General features: G+C 61.8%; 23 protein-coding genes. 2 read left to right on the top strand and 21 right to left on the bottom strand.

The genetic code is table 11. The features are described 5' to 3' along the window. Positions 1–15: 15 nt before the first annotated feature. From ccmI to ccmA, 9 genes are all read right to left on the bottom strand, one after another. Positions 16–1,218: a c-type cytochrome biogenesis protein CcmI gene (gene ccmI / locus ACYZUM_RS04705; protein WP_047292588.1), complete on the bottom strand. Its 1,203-nt coding sequence runs from the start codon at positions 1,216–1,218 to the stop codon at positions 16–18. Further along, a complete protein-coding gene (locus ACYZUM_RS04700) occupies positions 1,215–1,685 on the bottom strand; it encodes a cytochrome c-type biogenesis protein (RefSeq protein ID WP_108182063.1) in 471 nt (156 codons plus the stop codon). Before ACYZUM_RS04700 ends, ccmI begins: the two co-directional genes overlap by 4 nt. Next, positions 1,682–2,218, bottom strand: coding sequence for a DsbE family thiol:disulfide interchange protein (locus tag ACYZUM_RS04695; protein ID WP_041072930.1), 537 nt, complete (start codon positions 2,216–2,218; stop codon positions 1,682–1,684). The genes ACYZUM_RS04700 and ACYZUM_RS04695 overlap by 4 nt, the downstream gene beginning before the upstream one ends. Then, positions 2,215–4,203 carry a heme lyase CcmF/NrfE family subunit gene (locus ACYZUM_RS04690; RefSeq protein ID WP_108182062.1) on the bottom strand — a complete coding sequence of 663 codons (1,989 nt, stop codon included), beginning with the start codon at positions 4,201–4,203 and terminating at the stop codon, positions 2,215–2,217. Before ACYZUM_RS04690 ends, ACYZUM_RS04695 begins: the two co-directional genes overlap by 4 nt. Positions 4,204–4,206: 3 nt before the next feature. Then, positions 4,207–4,662, bottom strand: a complete 456-nt coding sequence (ccmE, locus tag ACYZUM_RS04685) for a cytochrome c maturation protein CcmE (protein WP_041072935.1) — start codon at positions 4,660–4,662, stop codon at positions 4,207–4,209. Continuing rightward, the gene (ccmD, locus tag ACYZUM_RS04680; RefSeq protein WP_108182061.1) at positions 4,659–4,835 is read right to left on the bottom strand and encodes a heme exporter protein CcmD; all 177 of its coding nucleotides are present in this window, start codon (positions 4,833–4,835) and stop codon (positions 4,659–4,661) included. Before ccmD ends, ccmE begins: the two co-directional genes overlap by 4 nt. After that, on the bottom strand, positions 4,832–5,587 hold the full coding sequence (locus ACYZUM_RS04675) for a heme ABC transporter permease (RefSeq protein ID WP_108182060.1): 756 nt from the start codon (positions 5,585–5,587) through the stop codon (positions 4,832–4,834). Before ACYZUM_RS04675 ends, ccmD begins: the two co-directional genes overlap by 4 nt. Before the next feature lie 77 nt (positions 5,588–5,664). After that, a complete protein-coding gene (gene ccmB / locus ACYZUM_RS04670; RefSeq protein ID WP_108182059.1) occupies positions 5,665–6,333 on the bottom strand; it encodes a heme exporter protein CcmB in 669 nt (222 codons plus the stop codon). Next, complete coding sequence (ccmA, locus tag ACYZUM_RS04665) at positions 6,330–6,965, bottom strand: cytochrome c biogenesis heme-transporting ATPase CcmA (protein ID WP_045122041.1); 636 nt, start codon at positions 6,963–6,965, stop codon at positions 6,330–6,332. Before ccmA ends, ccmB begins: the two co-directional genes overlap by 4 nt. Before the next feature lie 197 nt (positions 6,966–7,162). Between ccmA and fliK the strand changes: the two genes are divergently transcribed. Together fliK and ACYZUM_RS04655 are read left to right on the top strand one after the other, a co-directional pair. Beyond that, a complete protein-coding gene (fliK, locus tag ACYZUM_RS04660; protein ID WP_108182058.1) occupies positions 7,163–8,743 on the top strand; it encodes a flagellar hook-length control protein FliK in 1,581 nt (526 codons plus the stop codon). Beyond that, a complete protein-coding gene (locus ACYZUM_RS04655) occupies positions 8,740–9,069 on the top strand; it encodes an EscU/YscU/HrcU family type III secretion system export apparatus switch protein (protein WP_108182057.1) in 330 nt (109 codons plus the stop codon). The genes fliK and ACYZUM_RS04655 overlap by 4 nt, the downstream gene beginning before the upstream one ends. A 92-nt stretch (positions 9,070–9,161) precedes the next feature. On the opposite strand, the gene ACYZUM_RS04650 is transcribed toward ACYZUM_RS04655, so the two are convergent. The 12 genes from ACYZUM_RS04650 to fleN all read right to left on the bottom strand — a co-directional run bounded on the left by ACYZUM_RS04650 (position 9,162) and on the right by fleN (position 20,126). Further along, positions 9,162–9,554 carry a DUF2802 domain-containing protein gene (locus tag ACYZUM_RS04650; RefSeq protein WP_007961680.1) on the bottom strand — a complete coding sequence of 131 codons (393 nt, stop codon included), beginning with the start codon at positions 9,552–9,554 and terminating at the stop codon, positions 9,162–9,164. Further along, entirely contained in the window at positions 9,555–10,040 is a 486-nt protein-coding gene (locus ACYZUM_RS04645) for a chemotaxis protein CheW (RefSeq protein ID WP_003222936.1), read from the bottom strand. Positions 10,041–10,130: 90 nt separating this feature from the next. Continuing rightward, entirely contained in the window at positions 10,131–11,093 is a 963-nt protein-coding gene (locus tag ACYZUM_RS04640; protein WP_108182056.1) for a CheW domain-containing protein, read from the bottom strand. A 118-nt stretch (positions 11,094–11,211) separates the two neighbouring features. Beyond that, positions 11,212–12,000 (bottom strand): ParA family protein, encoded by a 789-nt coding sequence (locus tag ACYZUM_RS04635; protein ID WP_003222933.1) that lies wholly within the window; start codon positions 11,998–12,000, stop codon positions 11,212–11,214. Between the two features lie 43 nt (positions 12,001–12,043). After that, positions 12,044–12,934: a flagellar motor protein MotD gene (gene motD / locus ACYZUM_RS04630; protein WP_003222931.1), complete on the bottom strand. Its 891-nt coding sequence runs from the start codon at positions 12,932–12,934 to the stop codon at positions 12,044–12,046. A 15-nt stretch (positions 12,935–12,949) separates the two neighbouring features. Next, complete coding sequence (locus ACYZUM_RS04625) at positions 12,950–13,690, bottom strand: flagellar motor protein (RefSeq protein ID WP_007967839.1); 741 nt, start codon at positions 13,688–13,690, stop codon at positions 12,950–12,952. After that, entirely contained in the window at positions 13,690–14,826 is a 1,137-nt protein-coding gene (locus ACYZUM_RS04620; protein ID WP_041072948.1) for a protein-glutamate methylesterase/protein-glutamine glutaminase, read from the bottom strand. The genes ACYZUM_RS04625 and ACYZUM_RS04620 overlap by 1 nt, the downstream gene beginning before the upstream one ends. A gap of 49 nt (positions 14,827–14,875) precedes the next feature. Next, positions 14,876–17,158, bottom strand: a complete 2,283-nt coding sequence (locus ACYZUM_RS04615) for a chemotaxis protein CheA (protein WP_108182055.1) — start codon at positions 17,156–17,158, stop codon at positions 14,876–14,878. Between the two features lie 54 nt (positions 17,159–17,212). Continuing rightward, the gene (locus ACYZUM_RS04610; protein WP_027613919.1) at positions 17,213–18,001 is read right to left on the bottom strand and encodes a protein phosphatase CheZ; all 789 of its coding nucleotides are present in this window, start codon (positions 17,999–18,001) and stop codon (positions 17,213–17,215) included. Positions 18,002–18,019: 18 nt separating this feature from the next. Further along, a complete protein-coding gene (locus ACYZUM_RS04605) occupies positions 18,020–18,391 on the bottom strand; it encodes a chemotaxis response regulator CheY (protein ID WP_003183998.1) in 372 nt (123 codons plus the stop codon). A gap of 167 nt (positions 18,392–18,558) precedes the next feature. Next, on the bottom strand, positions 18,559–19,299 hold the full coding sequence (fliA, locus tag ACYZUM_RS04600; protein ID WP_007920004.1) for an RNA polymerase sigma factor FliA: 741 nt from the start codon (positions 19,297–19,299) through the stop codon (positions 18,559–18,561). Then, positions 19,296–20,126, bottom strand: coding sequence for a flagellar synthesis regulator FleN (fleN, locus tag ACYZUM_RS04595; protein ID WP_003222917.1), 831 nt, complete (start codon positions 20,124–20,126; stop codon positions 19,296–19,298). The genes fliA and fleN overlap by 4 nt, the downstream gene beginning before the upstream one ends. Positions 20,127–20,181 lie beyond the last annotated feature (55 nt).

Raw genomic sequence — 20,181 nt, 5'->3', positions numbered from 1 at the left:
CTGTGGGTTCCGGGGTTATTGGTCCGGGCTGTCAATGGTCAGTGTTTGCGGTGCGGTGGTGCTGCTGGCCAGAGGGCCGCTGCGACCCACCCACTCCCCGGCGGTCGGTTGACCGGCGCGAGAGATGCGCGCAACCAGTTGGACTTCAGGAAAGTTCGACAGTTTCAACTGCGGCATCATCGCGTCGGCATCGCCCAGTTCGACGGTCACCGGCAGGTCCGCCACGGTCAGACGCTTGGCCGCCAACGGTGCCGGAGGGCCTGAAACGGCACGGGCGAAGATGAACACGCTGTCGCCCGGTTGCACCTTGCCTTTGAGTTCGCTGGCCAGATCGACGCGCACCTTGAGCAGTGCGGCAACCTTGGCAGCCGGTGCGGCGGCGACCTTGCCGCCGCTGGCTTCAAGCCGTTCAGTGGCGCGGTTGATGCCACCCTGCAGGGCTTCGCGGGACTTGTCGTCCTCTGGCAATTGCGCCAGCAGGCGATTCCAATAGTCGATGGCTTGCTGATAACGCTCGCCTTCGAACGCGGCGATGCCGAGCAGACCGAGGCTGGTGACTTCTTTCGGGTCGGCTTTCAGCGCTTCGTCGGTCAGGGCCTGGAGCTTGTCCGACCACTTTTTACCGTCGGCAAAATACTGCGCCTGTGCCCACTGGCCGAGCAGTTCCGGCTGGCGACCCGCAAGGTTGGCGGCGCGTTCGAACATCTTCGCCGCGTCCGCCGGACGATCCTGGGCCATGTAGGTGCGACCGAGGAAGTACAGACCTTCCGCCGAATCCGGTTGCGCGGCGACGGCTCGTTCCAGACGCCGAGTCATCTCTTCCATCGACTGCGGCGCCTGGGCGAATTCGCGGGTCAGTTCGACTTTATCGGCAGCACCGAAATGCAGGTACAGACCCAGGCCCAACACCGGCACCAGCACCGCGGCCAACAACGGCAACGGCTTGCCCAGTTTCGACACACGCGGCGCGGCAACGCCCTCGGTATCGGCGAGCAGCTCACGCGCTGCTTCCGCACGACCGCTGTCCATTTGCGCGGCATCGAGCACGCCTTCGGCCTGCTGCGCTTGCAGCTCGGCGACGCGTTCCTGATACAGCGCGACGTTCAGGGCAGTCCGATCTTCTTCACGCTGGGCGCGACGGCCACGCAAAACCGGAATCAGCAGAAAACTCAGGGCGACCAGAAGCAACAGCCCTGCGGCAAGCCAGAAATCAATCATTCTTGGTTTTTATCCAACAGTTGGTCGAGGCGCTGACGTTCTTCGGTGGACAGCGATGACGGGGTTTCGGCGCGCTGACCGCGACGACGGCGCACGATCAGCACAATCACCACCAGACCGCCAAGCAGCAGCCCGGCCGGGCCGAACCACAGCAGTGCAGTCTTGGCGTTGAGCGCCGGTTTGTAGCGGACGAAATCACCGTAGCGATCAACCATGAAATCGATGATCTGCTGATTGTCCTTGCCCTCGCCGAGCATGCGGAAAATCTCTTTGCGCAGGTCTGCGGCAATCGGTGCGTTGGAGTCGGCGATGTCCTGGTTCTGGCACTTGGGGCAGCGCAGTTCCTTGGTCAACTCGCGGAAACGCTCGCGATCACCTTCCTTGGCGAACTCGTAGGTGTCGATCGCGGCATGCGCCATACCGGCCAGACTCAGGCCCAAGACCACGGCAGCGATAAAGCGCTTCATGGCTTGGCCTCATCGACCAGTGCCTGATATTTGGCTGCGAGTTTTTCGCGCCAGACCTGTTCGTCGATCACCCCGACGTACTTGTCGCGGATGATGCCCTTGGCGTCGATGAAGAAGGTTTCCGGCGCGCCGTACACGCCGAGGTTCAGACCCAGCGAACCTTCGTCGTCACGAATGTCCAGCAGGTACGGGTTGTGGAATTCGGCCAGCCACTTCAACGCATCGGCGTTGGTGTCCTTGTAGTTGATGCCGTAGATCACCACGCCGCGCTCGGCCAGTTTGTTCAGTACCGGGTGCTCGACCCGGCAGGAAATGCACCAGGTGCCCCAGACGTTGACCAGTGCCGGTTTGCCGAGGATGTCGGCCTTGGTCAGGGTCTTGTCGCCCTGCACATTCGGCAGGCTGAATTCCGGGAAGGGCTTGTTGATCATCGCCGACGGCAGCTCCGCCGGATCGAGGTACAGACCGCGATAAAGAAACACCGCCACCAGCAGAAAAATCGCCAGGGGTACCAGCATCAACCAACGTCTCATGCAGCCGCTCCTTGCAGGCCGAGGGCTTCACGCACCCGGGCTTTGACCTTGACTCGATAACGCCGATCCAGCGCCGCCAGCAATCCGCCCAGACCGGTCAGCAGACCACCAAACCAGATCCAGCGCACGAACGGTTTGACGTGAACCCGCACCGCCCACGCGCCGTTTTCCAGCGGCTCGCCCAGGGCGACATAGAGATCGCGAGTGAAACCGGCGTCGATCCCGGCCTCGGTCATCATCGAACTCTGCACCGTGTACAGGCGTTTTTCCGGGTGCAGCACGCTGACTTCCTTGCCGTCGCGGATCACCCGGATGGTGCCCTTGTCGGAGGTGAAGTTCGGCCCTTCAAAGTGCTTGGCGCCTTCGAAGACGAAGTGATAACCGGCCAGGTCCATCGACTCGCCCGGCGCCAGACGCAGGTCGCGTTCGGCACTGTTCTGGCTCGACAGCACCACACCGAGGGCGCACACGGCGATGCCCAGGTGCGCGATCTGCATGCCCCAGTAGCTGCGAGTCAGGCTTGGCAGACCTTTGATCAGGCCCTTGTGGCGGGTCTTGTCGAAGATGTCGCGCACGCCGGCGAGCAACACCCACGCAGCGAGCAGGAACGTCGCGATCACCGCCCAGTTGAAATCGCCATAGGCGACACCGGCCACCACGGCCAATGCGACGCTACCGAGCAGCACCGGAGTCAGCATGTTCGCCAGCCACTTCACCGGGGTGTCTTTCCAGCGCACGATCACGCCGACCGCCATCACCAGCATCAGCAACGCCATCAGCGGGATGAACAGCGCATTGAAGTAAGGAGGGCCGACCGAGAGCTTGGCGCCGCTGATCGCATCGAGAATCAGCGGATACAGGGTGCCGAGCAGAATCATCGACGCCGCTACCACCAGCACCAGGTTGTTGCCCAGCAACAGGGTTTCACGCGACCACAGGTTGAAGCCGACCTGGCTCTTGACCACCGGCGCGCGCAACGCAAACAGCGTCAGCGAACCACCGACCACGAACAGCAGGAAGATCAGGATGAACACGCCGCGTTCAGGATCGGAGGCAAACGCGTGCACCGAAGTCAGCACGCCGGAACGCACGAGGAACGTGCCAAGCAGGCTCAGCGAGAACGCGGCAATCGCCAGCAACACCGTCCAGCTCTTGAACACGCCACGTTTTTCCGTGACCGCCAGCGAGTGAATCAGCGCGGTGCCGACCAGCCATGGCATGAACGAGGCGTTTTCCACCGGGTCCCAGAACCACCAGCCGCCCCAGCCGAGTTCGTAGTACGCCCACCATGAACCGAGGGTGATGCCGATGCCGAGGAAGGCCCAGGCGACAATCGTCCAAGGGCGCGACCAGCGTGCCCACGCGGCGTCAAGACGACCACCGAGCAGTGCGGCGATGGCGAAGGCAAACGCTACCGAGAAACCCACATACCCCATATAGAGCATCGGCGGATGCACGATCAGGCCGATGTCCTGCAGCAGCGGATTGAGGTCACGACCATCCGCCGGAATCTGCGGCAGGATCCGCGAAAACGGGTTCGACGTGAGGATCAGAAACAACAGGAAACCGGTGCTGATCATGCCCATCACCGCCAGCACCCGGGCGAGCATGACTTGCGGCAACTGCCGGGAGAACACCGACACGGCGAAGGTCCAGCCACCGAGGATCAACGCCCACAGCAGCAGCGACCCTTCGTGGGCGCCCCATACCGCGCTGAACTTGTAGTACCACGGCAAGGCGCTGTTGGAGTTCATCGCCACGTAACCGACCGAAAAATCGTCGGTCATGAACGCGTAGGTCAGGCAACCGAAGGCAAACAGCAGGAACGCAAACTGGCCCCACGCCGCCGGCTGGGCCAGGCCCATCCACATGCGGTCACCGCGCCACGCACCGAACAGCGGCACCACGGCCTGCACCAGCGCAAAACACAGCGCCAGAATCATCGCCAGATGGCCGAGTTCGGGAATAAACAGTGCAGACGTCATCGATCAACCCTCCTTCGCTGGGGTCGGTGCCGATTGACCGCTGTCTTTCAGCGCTTTGGTCACTTCCGGCGGCATGTACTTCTCGTCGTGCTTGGCCAGCACTTCATCGGCCACCACCACGCCGTCGGCGTTGAGTTTGCCCAGGGCGACAATGCCCTGCCCTTCGCGGAACAGATCCGGGAGGATCCCGCGGTAGGTGATGGTCACGGCTTTGTTGAAGTCGGTGACGACGAATTTGACGTCCAGCGAGTCCGGCGAACGCTGCAGCGAGCCCTTCTCGACCATGCCGCCCGCGCGGATGCGCGTGTCGTGCGGCGCTTCGCCGTTGGCGATCTGGGTCGGCGTGTAAAACAGGTTGATGTTTTCCTGCAGGGCGCTGAGGGCCAAGCCGACGGCAGCGCCGACCCCGACCAGGATCGCCAGAATGAGGGTCAGACGTTTTTTGCGCAGCGGATTCACTTGCCGTTCTCCCGGCGCAGACGACGCGCCTCTTGTTGCAGATAGCGCTTGCGGGCCGCAATCGGTGCGACCACGTTGAGGATCAGCACCACCAGACAGATGCCGTAGGCCGACCAGACGTACAGGCCGTGGTGGCCCATGGCGAGAAAGTCGCCAAATGAAGCGAAACTCATCGCGCGGCCTCCAGGCTGTTCTGCACTTCTTCTTTGACCCAACTGGCGCGCGCTTCGCGCTTGAGCACTTCAAGGCGCATGCGCAGCAACAGCACGGCACCGAAGAAGCAGTAGAACCCCAGCACCGTCAGCAACAGCGGCAGCCACATTTCAGCGGGCATCGCCGGTTTCTCAGTGAGGGTGAAGGTCGCGCCCTGGTGCAGGGTGTTCCACCACTCCACCGAGTACTTGATGATCGGGATGTTGATCACCCCGACGATCGCCAGCACGGCGCAGGCCTTGGCGGCGCTGTCGCGGTTGCTGATGGCGTTGCCCAGCGCAATCACCCCGAAATACAGGAACAGCAGAATCAGCATCGACGTCATCCGCGCATCCCAGACCCACCACGAGCCCCAGGTCGGCTTGCCCCAGATCGCGCCGGTGACCAGCGCCACGGCGGTCATCCACGCGCCGATCGGCGCCGCGCATTGCAGGGCGACGTCGGCCAGTTTCATTTTCCACACCAGGCCGACCACGCCACACACCGCCAGCATCACGTAAATCGACTGCGCGAGCATCGCCGCCGGCACGTGAATATAGATGATGCGGAAGCTGTTGCCCTGCTGATAATCCGGCGGCGCGAAGGCCAGGCCCCAGACGACGCCAATGCTGATCAGCAGCAACGCTGCGATGCTCAACCACGGCAGGAACTTGCTGCTGATGCCGTAGAACCACTTGGGCGAGCCGAGCTTGTGAAACCAGGTCCAGTTCATACTGTTTCCATCACGGTGCCGCTCATCGATGTGAGCGGTCTCAGGGTCTTTGCTGGTTAAATTTTAACCAGACCTCATTATTCGCCGACGCTGATCTTCAGGCCAGCCGCTATTGCAAAAGGTGTCAGGGTGATCGCCAGGGCGGTCAGGCTACCCAGCCACAGCAGATACCCGGTCGCCGGCATGCCTTGCAAGGCGGCCTGCAAGGCGCCACTGCCAAGGATCAACACCGGTATGTACAACGGCAGAATCAGCAACGCCAGCAACAGGCCGCCGCGTTTCAGACCGACTGTCAGCGCCGCGCCCACCGCGCCGAGCAAGCTCAGCACCGGGGTACCCAGCAGCAAAGAAAACAGCAACACTGGCAGACAGGCGACCGGCAGACCGAGCATCAACGCCAGCAACGGCGAGAGCAGAACCAGTGCCAGTCCCGAGAACATCCAGTGTGCCAGTACCTTGGCCAGCACCAGCAGGGGCAGCGGGTGCGACGAAAGGACCCACTGTTCCAGAGAGCCATCTTCGAAATCACTGCGAAACAATCCGTCCAGCGACAGCAGGACCGCCAACAGCGCGGCCACCCAGACTAACCCCGGGGACAGGTTTTGCAAGACTTGAGTTTCCGGGCCGACGGCCAGCGGGAACAAGGCGATAACGATGGCGAAGAAAATCAGCGGATTGGCCAGTTCCGCCGGGCGACGAAACAGCAGGCGGGACTCACGGGCAACCAGCAGGCCGAACACACTCATACTGCCCAGTTCCCCAGATCGATATCGCGATAACCGGCCGGCATCCGGCTCAGCGTGTGGTGCGTGGTCAGCACCACCAAACCGCCGCGTTCACAGTGCCCGGCCAGGTGCTCTTCAAGTTGCGCCACGCCCTGTTTGTCGAGCGCGGTAAACGGCTCGTCGAGAATCCACAGCGGCGGGCTGTCCAGATACAGCCGCGCCAGTGCCACGCGGCGTTGCTGACCGGCGGACAGGGTGTGGCAGGGAACATCTTCGAAACCGCGCAATCCTACGGCTGCCAGTGCTTGCCAGATCGCCTCGCGTTCAGCCGGCCGATGCAGGGCGCAGAGCCAGGACAGGTTCTCTTCCGGGGTCAGCAGGTCCTTGATCCCGGCGGCGTGGCCGATCCACAACAGGTTGCGCGCCAGTTCGCTCGGTTGTGCTGTCAAAGGCTGACCGTTGAGCAGCACCTGACCGCTGGTCGGCTGCATCAACCCGGACAACAGGCGCAGCAGGCTGGTCTTACCGCTGCCGTTGGGGCCGCTGATCTGCACCATATCGCCACTGGCCAGTCTTAATTCGAGATTTTCGAAGAGCAGCCGCAGGTCTCGCTCGCAGGCAAGGGCAACGGTTTGCAGGACAGGACTGGTCAAGGGATCACGGGCCTTATACGGTTCAAGTCGGCTCTGGCGCGGCCGTTAAAGAGATGCAGGATAAATGCAATGACGGTGCGAACCAGAGAGCTGGATCAAACAATTGCTATGTTTTCTGAACGAAGCGCAAGACGCGCGGCATTATACATGGCGTGCCTTACTCCCAAGAGCGCAATTTCCTCAGGTTGTGTCCGCGTATGACAGGCGAAATGAACATCCTCCCGCTTCCGCCCACCACCCCGGCGAACACGCGTCCGCTGGTGATGAGCGGTGAGTTGCTCAAGCTGCTGACCCCGGTCGAAGGCTTGATCGGTGCCGGGCAAAGCGCTCAGGCCGAGGTGTTGTCACTCAAGCAGGCGGATCAGACCTTTCAACTGTTGCTCAAGGTCACCGTCGACGGCGGCCGCCAGACCACCGTGCAGGCCAGCAGCAACCTGCCGCTGCCAACCGGTACCAACCTGGCCGTCACCCAGCCGTCGGCGGGCAATCTGGCGATCACCGTGCAACAGGCGATTGCCAGCAGCGTCGCCGCCCTCACCCGCATCGATACCGCGCAATTGCCGGTCGGCACACTGCTGCAAGGCAAGGTGCTGACCTCGCAGACACTGCCGCAAGTGCCGGGGCAGCCGACGGTGTACCGCTCGCTGGTCAGTCTGCTCAACACCGCGCAAAGTGGCGCCACGCTGGACATCGACAGCCCGACGCCGCTGCGCATCGGAACCCTGCTTTCGGCACTGGTCGAAGACTCGCAAACCCTCAAATTCGTGCCACTGAGCAGCCGTCAGGAGCAATTGGCGGTGAGCCAGCAACTGCTCGGCCAACAAAGTCGCCAAGGCTCGCTGGACGGTTTGCTCAATGCTTTGCAAAACCTGCCGAGCGACGATGATCAGACTTCGCAGGATCTGCGCGCTGCCGTCGTGCGTCTGCTTGCCAATTTGCCCGATGTGCAGCAGATGAGCAGCGCCAAAGGCGTGGCCCTGGCCCTGGCCAACAGTGGCGCCTTCCTCGAAGCCAAATTGCTGACCGGACAGAATCCGGCGCTGGCCCCGGACATGAAAGCCGATCTGCTCAAACTGATCGCGCAACTGTCCCCGGGTGTGCCGGGCAATGCCAGTTTCAACGCGATCATTGCCGCCAACACCCTGGCGCAAGCGCTGCCGAGTTTCGTGCGCAACGCCCTCGGCACCCTCGGCCAGGTCAGCGCCAAACCCGTGCCGAGCAGTTTCCCGCTGCCCGACCGCCTGCTGCAAAGCCAGGACGGCGAAGGCGATCTGGAACATCTGCTGCGCCTCGCTGCAGCCGCCGTGTCGCGCCTGCAAAGCCATCAGTTGTCGAGTCTGGAACAGACCGGGGTCACCGATGACGGCCGCCTGCTCAGCACCTGGCAGTTGGAAATCCCCATGCGCAACCTGCAGGACATCGTGCCGTTGCAGGTCAAGTTCCAGCGCGAAGAAGCGCCGGAAAGAGAACCGCAACCCAACGAACGCCGCGACGAGCGCGAGCCCAAACAGCAACTGTGGCGCGTCGATCTGGCGTTCGATATGGAGCCGTTGGGGCCGATGCAAATTCAGGCGCAGCTGATTGCCGGCAGTCTGTCGAGCCAGCTGTGGGCCGAGCGCCCGTACACCGCCGACCTGATCGAAACCAACCTGTTCGCGCTGCGCCAGCGTCTGCTTGATCGCGGGCTGAACGTCGGTGATCTCGACTGCCACCTCGGCACCCCGCCGCTAGGCAATCAAACCCGTCTCGAACACCGCTGGGTCGACGAAACCGCATGAACGATTCCACTGTTCCACGCCAGGCCATCGCCCTCAAATACGACGGCAACCACGCCCCGACCCTCACCGCCAAGGGCGACGAGGAACTGGCCGAAGAAATCCTGCGCATTGCCCGCGACTGCGAAGTGCCGATCTATGAAAACGCCGAGCTGGTGCGCCTGTTGGCGCGAATGGAACTGGGCGACAGCATCCCCGAAGAGCTGTACCGCACGATTGCCGAGATCATCGCGTTTGCGTGGAATCTGAAGGGGAAATTCCCCGAGGGACAGGATCCGGATGCGCCGATGGTCGAGAAGGACGTTACCGCGCGCGGGGATGATTATTAAGCCTTGAAAGCAAAAGATCGCAGCCTTCGGCAGCTCCTACAGGGAAGCGCGTTCCAATGTAGGAGCTGCCGCAGGCTGCGATCTTTTGATCTTCAGCTTCTGTGCAACTTGCGCATCAACTCCGCCTCAGCCTGGGTCAAGCCGCAGGACTGAGTCAGCTCATCGACGCTCGCGCCCATGCCCACCAGTTTCGCCGCCTGGGCGAACGACAGGCTCGACGGGTCGCGTTGTTCCAGCGCGACAATCTTGTCCGGCAACGGACCGACGACCGAGCGCAGCTCGTGCAGGGCTTCGCCCATACGCACGTTGCCGTTCTGGTAGTCGTCGACACGCTTGGCCAGGTCCTTGATGCGCTGGTCACGCAGCGCATCGCCCTGAGCCTGTTGCGCCGCGATCACCCGCTGCGCCTTGATGTACGCCAGAAACATTGCCAGCGTGCCTGCCCAGAAGAGGAACAGGACAATGACCGCAACTTCGAGAATCAATCAGATGCTCTCCAGTTCCGACCATTCTTCTTCGCTCATCATCTTGTCCAGCTCGACCAGGATCAGCAACTCGTTGTTCTTGTTGCACACGCCCTGGATGAACTTGGCCGACTCTTCGTTGCCGACGTTTGGCGCGGTCTCGATTTCCGACTGACGCAGGTAAACCACTTCGGCCACGCTGTCGACCATGATCCCGACCACTTGCTTGTCGGCTTCGATGATGACGATACGGGTGTTGTCGCTGATCTCGCCGCTGTTCAGGCCGAAGCGCTGACGGGTGTCGATCACGGTGACCACGTTACCGCGCAGGTTGATGATGCCCAGCACGTAGCTTGGCGCACCCGGTACCGGCGCGATTTCGGTGTACCGCAGGACTTCCTGAACGCGCATCACGTTGATGCCGTAGGTTTCGTTGTCCAGCTTGAAGGTCACCCATTGCAGGATCGGATCTTCAGAACCTTTTGCATTCGTCGCCTGACTACTCATACCCTGACCCCTCGAAAAAACCGCACTGGGCGGTGTGTGTTCTGTGTGGAGGCATTGAAAAATGCCTTCGCCTGACTGTTATGTCGGCTGCTATGTCGATTTATGTAGCGGCTTGTGGCCGCCCAAGTGCTTTGCCCCGCCGCTGGCGATCAACTCGGCCAGCGCGGCTACATCAAGTAATGCACACATGTGCTCGATCACCGTGCCGGCGAGCCATGGCCGCTGACCCCGGTGACTTCTCCATTTGATTTCATTCGGATCCAGACGCAACGAACGGCTGACCTGATGCACCGCCAGGCCCCATTCGTAACCTTGTACCGAAATCACGTACTGCAGGCCCTGACGGAAGTCATCGCGATAGCGATCCGGCATGACCCAACGCGCCGTGTCCAAGACTTTCAGATTGCCGGCCTGGCTCGGCAGAATCCCGAGGAACCATTCCGGCTGCCCGAACAGCGGCGTCAACTCGTGGCCGGCCAGCGAATAGATTGAGCCCAGGCACACCAGCGGCACCGCCAGCGTCAGCCCGGCAACATCGAACAACAGGCACTCGAACGCTTCGGCAGCCCAGGCCGGACGGCCATCGGTGTCCACCGGAGGTGGCGTGTTGCTTGGCGGCAGGTGAACTTCCACCACCGGCGGCACCAGCGTCTGCTCGACGGGTGCCGGCGCAACTGGCGCAGGTTCGGCCACGACCGGTTCCGGCGCGGTTTTCAGCAATTGGGTTTGCAGCAGCGGTGCGAGTGTCGAAACCGGCGCGCGTGGCGGCTCGGCTTCTTCGATCAACGCCACTGGCGCCTTGGCGATCGGTGCGGCGGCAGGCGCGACAACCGGGGCGGCAGGTTTGGCGGCTTTCTGCGCATCACGCGCCTGCTCTTCCAGTACCGCGGCCTGGAATTCATCCAGCGCCGCAGCACTTTCGGCCACCTCGACCGGCGCCTCGACCGGCATTTCCACTGGCGGCAACTCGTCAGGGATTTCCTGCAGCAAGCTGTCCAGATAGGACTGCAACGCCAACTGCGGTTTCGACGTCAACTTCACCGGCCGATTCATGCATAACTCCCTGTAGGAGCTGCCGCAGGCTGCGATCTTTTGATCTTTTCAGGAGCAACGCCAGGCAAGATCAAAAGATCGCAGCCTGCGGCAGCTCCTACACGAATGGAGATCATGCTCAGGCCACCTGCGGAACAAGTTGTTGCGCCAGCAGGTGCTTGAGCAACGCGCGGTACGCCAGCACGCCACGACTCTTGCCGTCGAACTGCGAAGGCGTGACCCCGGCCCGGCTGGCATCACGCAGACGGGTATCGACCGGGATGTAACCCTGCCAGATCTCTTCCGGAAACTTGTCGCGCAGCACGCGCAAGGTGCCCAGCGACGCCTGGGTGCGGCGGTCGAACAGGGTCGGCACGATGCTGAACGGCAGCGCCTGTTTGCGCGAGCGGTTGATCATCGCCAAGGTGTTGACCATGCGCTCCAGACCTTTGACGGCCAGGTGCTCGGTCTGCACCGGGATCACCAGTTGCTGGCTCGCGGCCAGGGCGTTGACCATCAACACGCCGAGCAACGGCGGGCTGTCGATGATCGCGTAATCGAAGTCCTGCCACAGCTGCGCCAGACTCTTGGCGATCACCAGGCCCAAACCACTCTGCCCCGGCGACTGGCGCTCAAGGGTGGCGAGTGCGGTACTCGACGGCAACAGGGAAATGCGTTCGTCGCTGGTCGACAACAGCAACTGCCCGGGCAAGCCTTGCGGCACGCTGCCCTTGTGCAGAAACAGGTCGTAGTTGCTGTGTTCCAGGCTGTCGGGGTCGTAGCCGAAATAGCTGGTCATCGAGCCGTGCGGGTCGAGATCGACCACAACCACGCGCTTGCCCGCCTCCGCCAGCAATCCGGCTAAAGCGATGGAAGATGTGGTTTTACCGACACCACCCTTTTGATTGGCGACTGCCCAGACTCTCATTCGGTTCGTTCCTCCCGGCCGAGATCCTCGACCGAGACATAGCTCAGCGTATTAATGCGGGCGACGGAGAATTGACGGCACTCTCGCGTCCCGGCGTCTTGACCGGGGTCGGTGCAGTTTGTGTGCCAGCACGCTTCAATGCGGCGTCCGGTTGCGCATTGGCGGTCCCGGTACCGGTCAGACTGCGGCGCACATCGAGATTGCGCGACACCACCAGCACCACACGACGGTTTTTCGCCCGGCCTTCGGCGGTGGCGTTGTTGGCCACCGGCTGAAACTCACCGTAACCCACCGAGGCCAGACGCCCGGGGTTCACGCCCTGCATCGCCAGCATCCGTACGATGCTCGCCGAACGCGCCGAGGACAGCTCCCAGTTGGTCGGGTACTGCGCGGTGCGGATCGGTTGATCGTCGGTGAAACCTTCGACATGGATCGGGTTATCGAACGGTTTGAGGATCGCCGCGACCTTGTCGATGATGTTGAAGGCGATGTCGCTCGGCATCGCGTCGCCACTGCCGAACAACAGGCTGGAATTGAGTTCGATCTCGACCCACAACTCATTGCCGCGCACGGTCATCTGGTTGGAAGCAATCAGGTCGCCGAACGCGGCACTGATGTCATCGGCGATGCTTTTCAGCGGATCGCTGGCCCCGGCGATACCGGCGTCGACCTGCTCGCTGTCCTTGACCAGCGGCTTGGCCGGGGTGACGGTTTTCGGTCGTTCCTCACCGATCGGGATCGGCTTGAGCGAGCGATCGGAGTCAGTGAAAACCCCGATCAGCGCTTCGGAAATGACTTTGTACTTGCCTTCGTTGATCGACGAGATCGAGTACATCACCACGAAGAACGCGAACAGCAGCGTGATGAAATCCGCGTAGGACACGAGCCAGCGCTCGTGATTAACGTGTTCTTCCTGATGCCTGCGGCGAGCCATAGTCCATTACCCCCATCAATCCATGAAGCCCTGAAGCTTCAGCTCGATAGAGCGAGGGTTTTCACCTTCGGCGATCGACAAAATACCTTCCAACAACATTTCGCGATAACGCGACTGCCGCAACGCGATTGACTTGAGCTTGGCCGCCACCGGCAGCAACACCAGGTTGGCACTGGCCACGCCGTAGATGGTCGCGACGAATGCCACGGCAATGCCGCTGCCCAATTGCGTCGGATCAGCGAGGTTGCCCATCACATGGATCAGGCCCATCACCGCACCGATGATGCCGATGGTCGGCGCGTAGCCGCCCATGCTTTCGAAGACTTTGGCCGCTTCGATGTCGCGGGCTTCCTGGGTGTAGAAGTCCACTTCGAGGATGCTGCGGATCGCTTCCGGCTCGGCGCCGTCGACCAGCAGTTGCAGGCCTTTGCGCGAGTAGTTGTCCGGCTCGGCATCGGCGACGCCTTCCAGGCCGAGCAGGCCTTCCTTGCGCGCGGTGAGGCTCCAGTTGACCACGCGGTCGATGCCGCCAGCCAGGTCCACCCGTGGCGGAAACAGGATCCAGGCGAGGATCTGCATGGCGCGCTTGAAGGCGCTCATCGGCGATTGCAACAGCGCTGCACCGATGGTGCCACCGAGGACGATCAACGCCGCCGGGCCGTTGGCCAGCGCGCCGAGGTGACCGCCTTCAAGGAAGTTGCCGCCGATGATGGCGACGAACGCCAGGATAATCCCGATAAGGCTTAAAACATCCATCAGATACACGCCTCGACGATGTGCTTGCCGATGTCGTCCAGGCCGTAGACCGCGTCAGCCAGATCGGCTTTGACGATGGCCATCGGCATGCCGTAGATCACGCAGCTTGCTTCGTCTTGGGCCCATACCGAGCTGCCGCCCTGCTTGAGCAGACGTGCGCCTTCACGGCCGTCGGCGCCCATGCCGGTAAGGACCACCGCCAGAACTTTGTCGCCGTAGGACTTGGCCGCCGAACCGAAGGTGATGTCCACGCACGGCTTGTAATTCAGACGCTCGTCGCCCGGCAGGATTTTCACCGCGCCACGGCCGTCGATCATCATCTGCTTGCCACCCGGGGCCAGCAGCGCCAGGCCCGGACGCAGGATGTCGCCATCCTCGGCTTCCTTGACGCTGATGCGGCACAGCTTGTCCAGACGCTCGGCAAAGGCCTTGGTGAACGCCGCCGGCATGTGCTGGATCAGCACGATCGGCGCCGGGAAGTTCGCCGGCAACTGGGTCAGCACCCGCTGCAGGGCAACCGGGCCGCCGGTCGAAGTCCCGATGGCAACCAGTTTGTAGGCTTTGCGTTTCGGTGCCGGCGACGACGCGCTGGCGGCTGGCGCGCGAGCAGGTGCTGGAGCTGGAGCCGGACGCGTCGGAGCAGCAGTGCTGTGGCTGCTGAAACTCGAAGCCGCCGGGGCGGGTGCAGGCGTCGGTGCAGCGGCCGGAGCCGGCGCACTGTAGGCACTGAAACGACGGTTACTGCGCGAGATGCTGTGGACCTTCTCGCACAGCAGTTGCTTGACCTTCTCCGGGTTACGAGAAATGTCTTCGAAATTCTTCGGCAGGAAATCCACCGCACCGGCGTCCAGCGCATCCAGGGTCACCCGGGCGCCTTCGTGGGTCAGCGAGGAGAACATCAACACCGGGGTCGGGCAGCGCTGCATGATGTGCCGCACCGCCGTGATGCCATCCATCATCGGCATCTCGTAGTCCATGGTGATCACGTCCGGCTTGAGGGCCAGGGCCTGATCGATCGCCTCTTTACCGTTGGTAGCCGTGCCGACCACCTGGATGCTCGGATCCGCTGAAAGAATTTCCGAGACGCGGCGGCGGAAAAAACCCGAATCGTCCACCACCAGGACTTTGACTGCCATAAACACTCCATTAGGTGCAGCGGGACGTCGTCGCCCCGCCGCCCCGGATTCAAATACGCTTCGTCGCGTAACGCTTGAGCATGCTTGGAACATCGAGGATCAACGCGATGCGGCCGTCACCGGTGATGGTGGCGCCGGACATGCCCGGAGTGCCCTGCAGCATTTTGCCCAATGGCTTGATGACCACTTCTTCCTGGCCGACCAGTTGATCGACGACGAAGCCGATCCGCTGGGTGCCCACCGACAGGATCACCACATGGCCTTCGCGCTGCTCTTCGTGAGCGGCGGAGCTGACCAGCCAGCGCTTGAGGTAGAACAATGGCAGCGCCTTGTCCCGCACGATCACCACTTCCTGGCCATCCACCACGTTGGTGGTCGACAGGTCGAGGTGGAAGATTTCGTTGACGTTGACCAACGGGAACGCAAACGCCTGATTGCCGAGCATGACCATCAGGGTCGGCATGATCGCAAGCGTCAGCGGCACCTTGATGACGATCTTCGAGCCCTGGCCCTTGGTCGAGTAGATGTTGATCGAACCGTTGAGCTGGGAAATCTTGGTTTTCACCACGTCCATGCCGACACCGCGGCCGGACACGTCGGAGATCTCGGTCTTGGTCGAGAAACCCGGGGCGAAGATCAGGTTGTAGCACTCGGTATCGCTCAGGCGATCGGCCGCGTCCTTGTCCATCACACCGCGTTTTACCGCGATCGAACGCAGCACGTTCGGGTCCATGCCCTTGCCGTCGTCGGAGATCGACAACAGGATGTGGTCGCCTTCCTGCTCGGCGGCCAGTACCACGCGACCGCCACGGGCCTTGCCCGAAGCTTCGCGCTCTTCCGGTGACTCGATGCCATGGTCGACCGCGTTGCGCACCAAGTGGACCAGCGGGTCGGCCAAGGCCTCGACAAGGTTTTTGTCGAGGTCGGTTTCTTCACCCACCAGTTCCAGGTTGATCTCTTTCTTGAGCTGGCGCGCGAGGTCACGAACCAGACGCGGGAAGCGCCCGAAGACCTTCTTGATCGGCTGCATCCGGGTCTTCATCACCGCGGTCTGCAAGTCCGCCGTGACCACGTCGAGGTTCGACACGGCCTTGGACATGGCTTCGTCGCCGCTGTTGAGACCCAGGCGCACCAGGCGGTTACGCACCAGCACCAGTTCGCCGACCATGTTCATGATTTCGTCGAGACGCGCAGTGTCGACACGCACGGTGGTTTCGGCTTCGCTCGCCGGTTTTTCCGGCGGCGGAGCAGCGGCAGCACGGGCCGGCGCCGGTGCAGCAGCGGCGGCCGGTTTTGGCGCTTCGGCTTTCGGCTCAGGCTTGGGCGCAGCCTTCGGCGCAGCAGCCGGAGCGGCGACGGCCTTGGCAGCAGGCGCAGCCACGGTCGATGCGGTGCCCGCAGCAGCGGCGCCAACGTCGGTGAACTTGCCTTTACCGTGCAATTCGTCGAGCAGCGATTCGAATTCGTGATCGCTGATCAGGTCGCTGCCGGCAGCCGCGGCCGCCGGTGCGGCAGGCGCAGCCGGTGCCGAAGCAATAGCCGATTCCAGCGCTTCAACGGCGAAGTTGCCCTTGCCGTGCAATTGATCGAGCAGTGCTTCAAATTCGTCGTCGGTGATGTCCGAGCTGTCGCCCGCCGCCGGTGCCGCCGGAGCAGCCGCAGTCGGTGCCACGGCGTCTGGCGCGAACTGGCCTTTGCCGTGCAACTGATCGAGCAACGACTCGAATTCGGCGTCGGTGATTTCATCGCTGGCGGCCGCATCGGCAGCCGGCGCAGGCGCAGCAGCGGCCGGGGCTTCGGCTTCAGCCTTGACGGCGTTCAGCGAATCCAGCAGCTGTTCAAATTCGTTATCGGTGATGTCGCCCGAATCGCTCGAATCGCCTTCGACGACCAGCTCTTCGATCATCTCGGCCACCGGCGAAGCCGGAGCTTCGTCCGCCGATTGCGGCTCGGCCAGACGCGCCAGCGCGGCCAGCAGTTCCGGAGTGGCGGCCGTGATCGGTGCACGTTCACGGACTTCGCTGAACATGCTGTTCACCGCGTCCAGTGCTTCAAGCACCACGTCCATCAGTTCTGCATCAACGCGACGCTCACCCTTGCGCAGGATGTCGAACACGTTTTCGGCGATGTGACAGCACTCCACCAGCTCGTTGAGCTGAAGGAAGCCGGCGCCCCCTTTTACAGTGTGGAAACCGCGAAAAATTGCGTTGAGCAGATCTGCGTCATCCGGGCGGCTTTCCAGCTCGACCAGTTGCTCGGACAGTTGCTCAAGAATCTCGCCGGCCTCAACCAGGAAATCCTGAAGGATCTCTTCATCGGCGCCGAAGCTCATTAATGGGGTGCTCCTACAGGTCTAAAAACCCAAAAAACCTAAAATTCCAAAACTCTAGAATCCGAGGCTGGATAACAAATCGTCCACATCGTCCTGACCGGACACAACGTCTTCTCGTTTATCGGCATGAATCTGCGGACCTTCACCCTGCGAGAGATGTTTTTGTGGATCTTTTTCTGCAAGCATCGCGGCACGGTCGTGTTCGATGCCCGCAAAGCGGTCAACCTGACTGGCCATGAGGACGAGTTTGAGCAAATTGCTTTCGACTTCGGTGACCAGTTGGGTCACACGCTTGATCACCTGACCGGTGAGGTCCTGGTAATCCTGAGCCAGCAGGATGTCGTTCAGGTTGCTCGACACCGCACGGTTGTCCGTGCTGCTGCGTGACAGAAAACCGTCGACCCGGCGCGCCAGTTCGCGGAACTCTTCAGCCCCGACTTCACGACGCATGAAGCGGCCCCAATCGGTGCTCAGCGCCTGGGCTTCTTCAGCCAGGCCATTGACCACCGGGGTGGCGCTTTCCACCAGATCCATGGTGCGGTTGGCCGCGGCTTCGGTCAGCTTGACCACATAGCCCAGGCGTTCGGTGGCGTCGGTGATTTGCGACACTTCCTCGGCCTGTGGCATGTGCGGATCGATCTGGAAGTTGACGATCGCACTGTGCAGTTCGCGTGTGAGCTTGCCCACTTCCTGATACAGGCCACGGTCACGGGTCTGATTGAGCTCATGGATCAGTTGCACAGCGTCGCCGAACCTGCCTTTTTCAAGGCTCTCGACCAGTTCGACCGCGTGTTTTTTCAGGGTCGATTCGAAATCGCCCTGTGAAGATTCGTTATGCTCCATAGCTCCCCCGCGCGTTCATCAGCCGATGCGTTCGAAAATCTTCTCGATTTTTTCTTTCAGCGCCTGAGCCGTGAAAGGTTTGACCACGTAGCCGTTCACGCCGGCCTGGGCCGCTTCGATGATCTGCTCGCGCTTGGCTTCGGCAGTCACCATCAGCACGGGCAGGTGCTTGAGTTTTTCATCGGCACGCACGTGGCGCAGCAGGTCGATACCGGTCATGCCCGGCATGTTCCAGTCCGTTACCAGAAAGTCGATGCTTCCGCTGTTGAGCACCGGAATGGCAGTGGTGCCATCGTCGGCCTCGACGGTGTTGGTGAACCCCAGATCACGCAGCAGGTTCTTGATGATCCGCCGCATCGTTGAGAAGTCATCAACGATGAGGATTTTCATGTTCTTGTCCAATTCGACCTCCAAGCAGTCTTAAACGCGCCCAGCACCTGGACGCGCCATTTCAATCAATCCGGCAAAGCACTCGATGACTGTCTGGAGCACAACAGAGCAAGACCGGTGCCGTTCATCACCGCACCAGCCTCGTTCGCAGTGTCCCCACACTGCCTTCAGCGCGCTCGCCACTCCCCCAAACGCCCCCGCAAACGGGCCGCGCACTGGCTGTGTAACTGGCTGACCCGCGATTCACTGACGCCAAGGACTTCACCGATTTCCTTGAGGTTCAGTTCTTCGTCGTAGTACAGCGCCAACACCAGTCGCTCACGCTCCGGCAAATTGGCAATCGCGTCCGCCAGCGCAGCCTGGAAGCGTTCATCTTCCAGATCGCGTGACGGCTCAAGATGAGCACTGGCGCCATCCTCGTGCAGCCCTTCGTGTTCGCCGTCCTGCAGCAGATCGTCGAAACTGAACAGCCGGCTGCCCAGCGTGTCATTCAAAATCCCGTAGTAATCATCGAGACTCAATTGGAGTTCGGCCGCAACCTCGTGATCTTTAGCATCACGGCCGGTTTTAGCTTCAATTGAGCGAATTGCGTCGCTGACCATACGGGTGTTGCGGTGAACCGAGCGTGGTGCCCAATCCCCTTTGCGCACTTCATCGAGCATCGCGCCGCGGATCCGAATGCCCGCGTACGTTTCGAAACTGGCGCCTTTGCTGGCGTCATATTTGGTCGAGACTTCGAGCAGGCCGATCATCCCGGCCTGAATCAGGTCTTCAACCTGCACACTCGCCGGCAAGCGCGCCAGCAAGTGATAGGCAATGCGCTTGACCAGTGGCGCGTAACGCTCGATCAACTCGTACTGCGCGTCACGTGCCGATTTCTTGTAGTAGTTCATACCGCTGGCGGTCATAACACAGGCCCTGCCGTTTGCTGCACGAGGCGCTCGACGAAAAACTCAAGGTGCCCACGCGGGTTGGCAGGCAGCGGCCAGGTATCGACCTTCTGTGCGATCGCCTTGAACGCCAGCGCGCACTTGGAACGCGGAAAGGCTTCATAGACCGCTCGCTGCTTCTGCACTGCCTTGCGCACGCTTTCGTCGTACGGCACCGCGCCGACGTATTGTAAGGCGACGTCGAGAAAGCGATCCGTGACCTTGGTCAACTTGGCGAACAGATTGCGCCCTTCCTGCGGACTCTGCGCCATGTTGGCGAGGACGCGGAAGCGGTTCATGCCGTAGTCGCGGTTGAGCAGTTTGATCAGCGCGTAGGCGTCGGTGATCGAGGTCGGCTCGTCGCAGACCACCAGCAACACTTCCTGCGCGGCGCGCACGAAACTGACTACCGAGTCACCAATGCCCGCAGCGGTGTCGATCACCAGTACATCGAGATTGTCGCCGATGTCGCTGAAGGCCTGAATCAGACCGGCATGTTGCGCCGGGCTCAGGTGCACCATGCTCTGGGTGCCGGAAGCGGCCGGCACGATGCGGATCCCGCCGGGGCCCTGCAACAGCACGTCGCGCAGCTCGCAGCGGCCTTCGATTACATCGGCCAGCGTGCGTTTGGGGGTCAGTCCCAGCAGAACGTCGACGTTCGCCAGCCCCAGGTCAGCGTCCAGCAGCATGACCCGACGGCCAAGCTCTGCCAGCGCCAGAGACAAGTTCACTGACACGTTAGTCTTGCCGACGCCACCTTTGCCGCCGGTCACCGCGATCACCTGTACGGGATGCATGCTGCCCATGTTATTTCTTTACCTTGTCTTGCATAGACGGAGGCCACATTACTGGCTGCGCGTT

This window comes from Pseudomonas sp. m6p, assembly GCF_055760375.1.
This window is presented reverse-complemented; position numbering and strand designations above follow the sequence as displayed.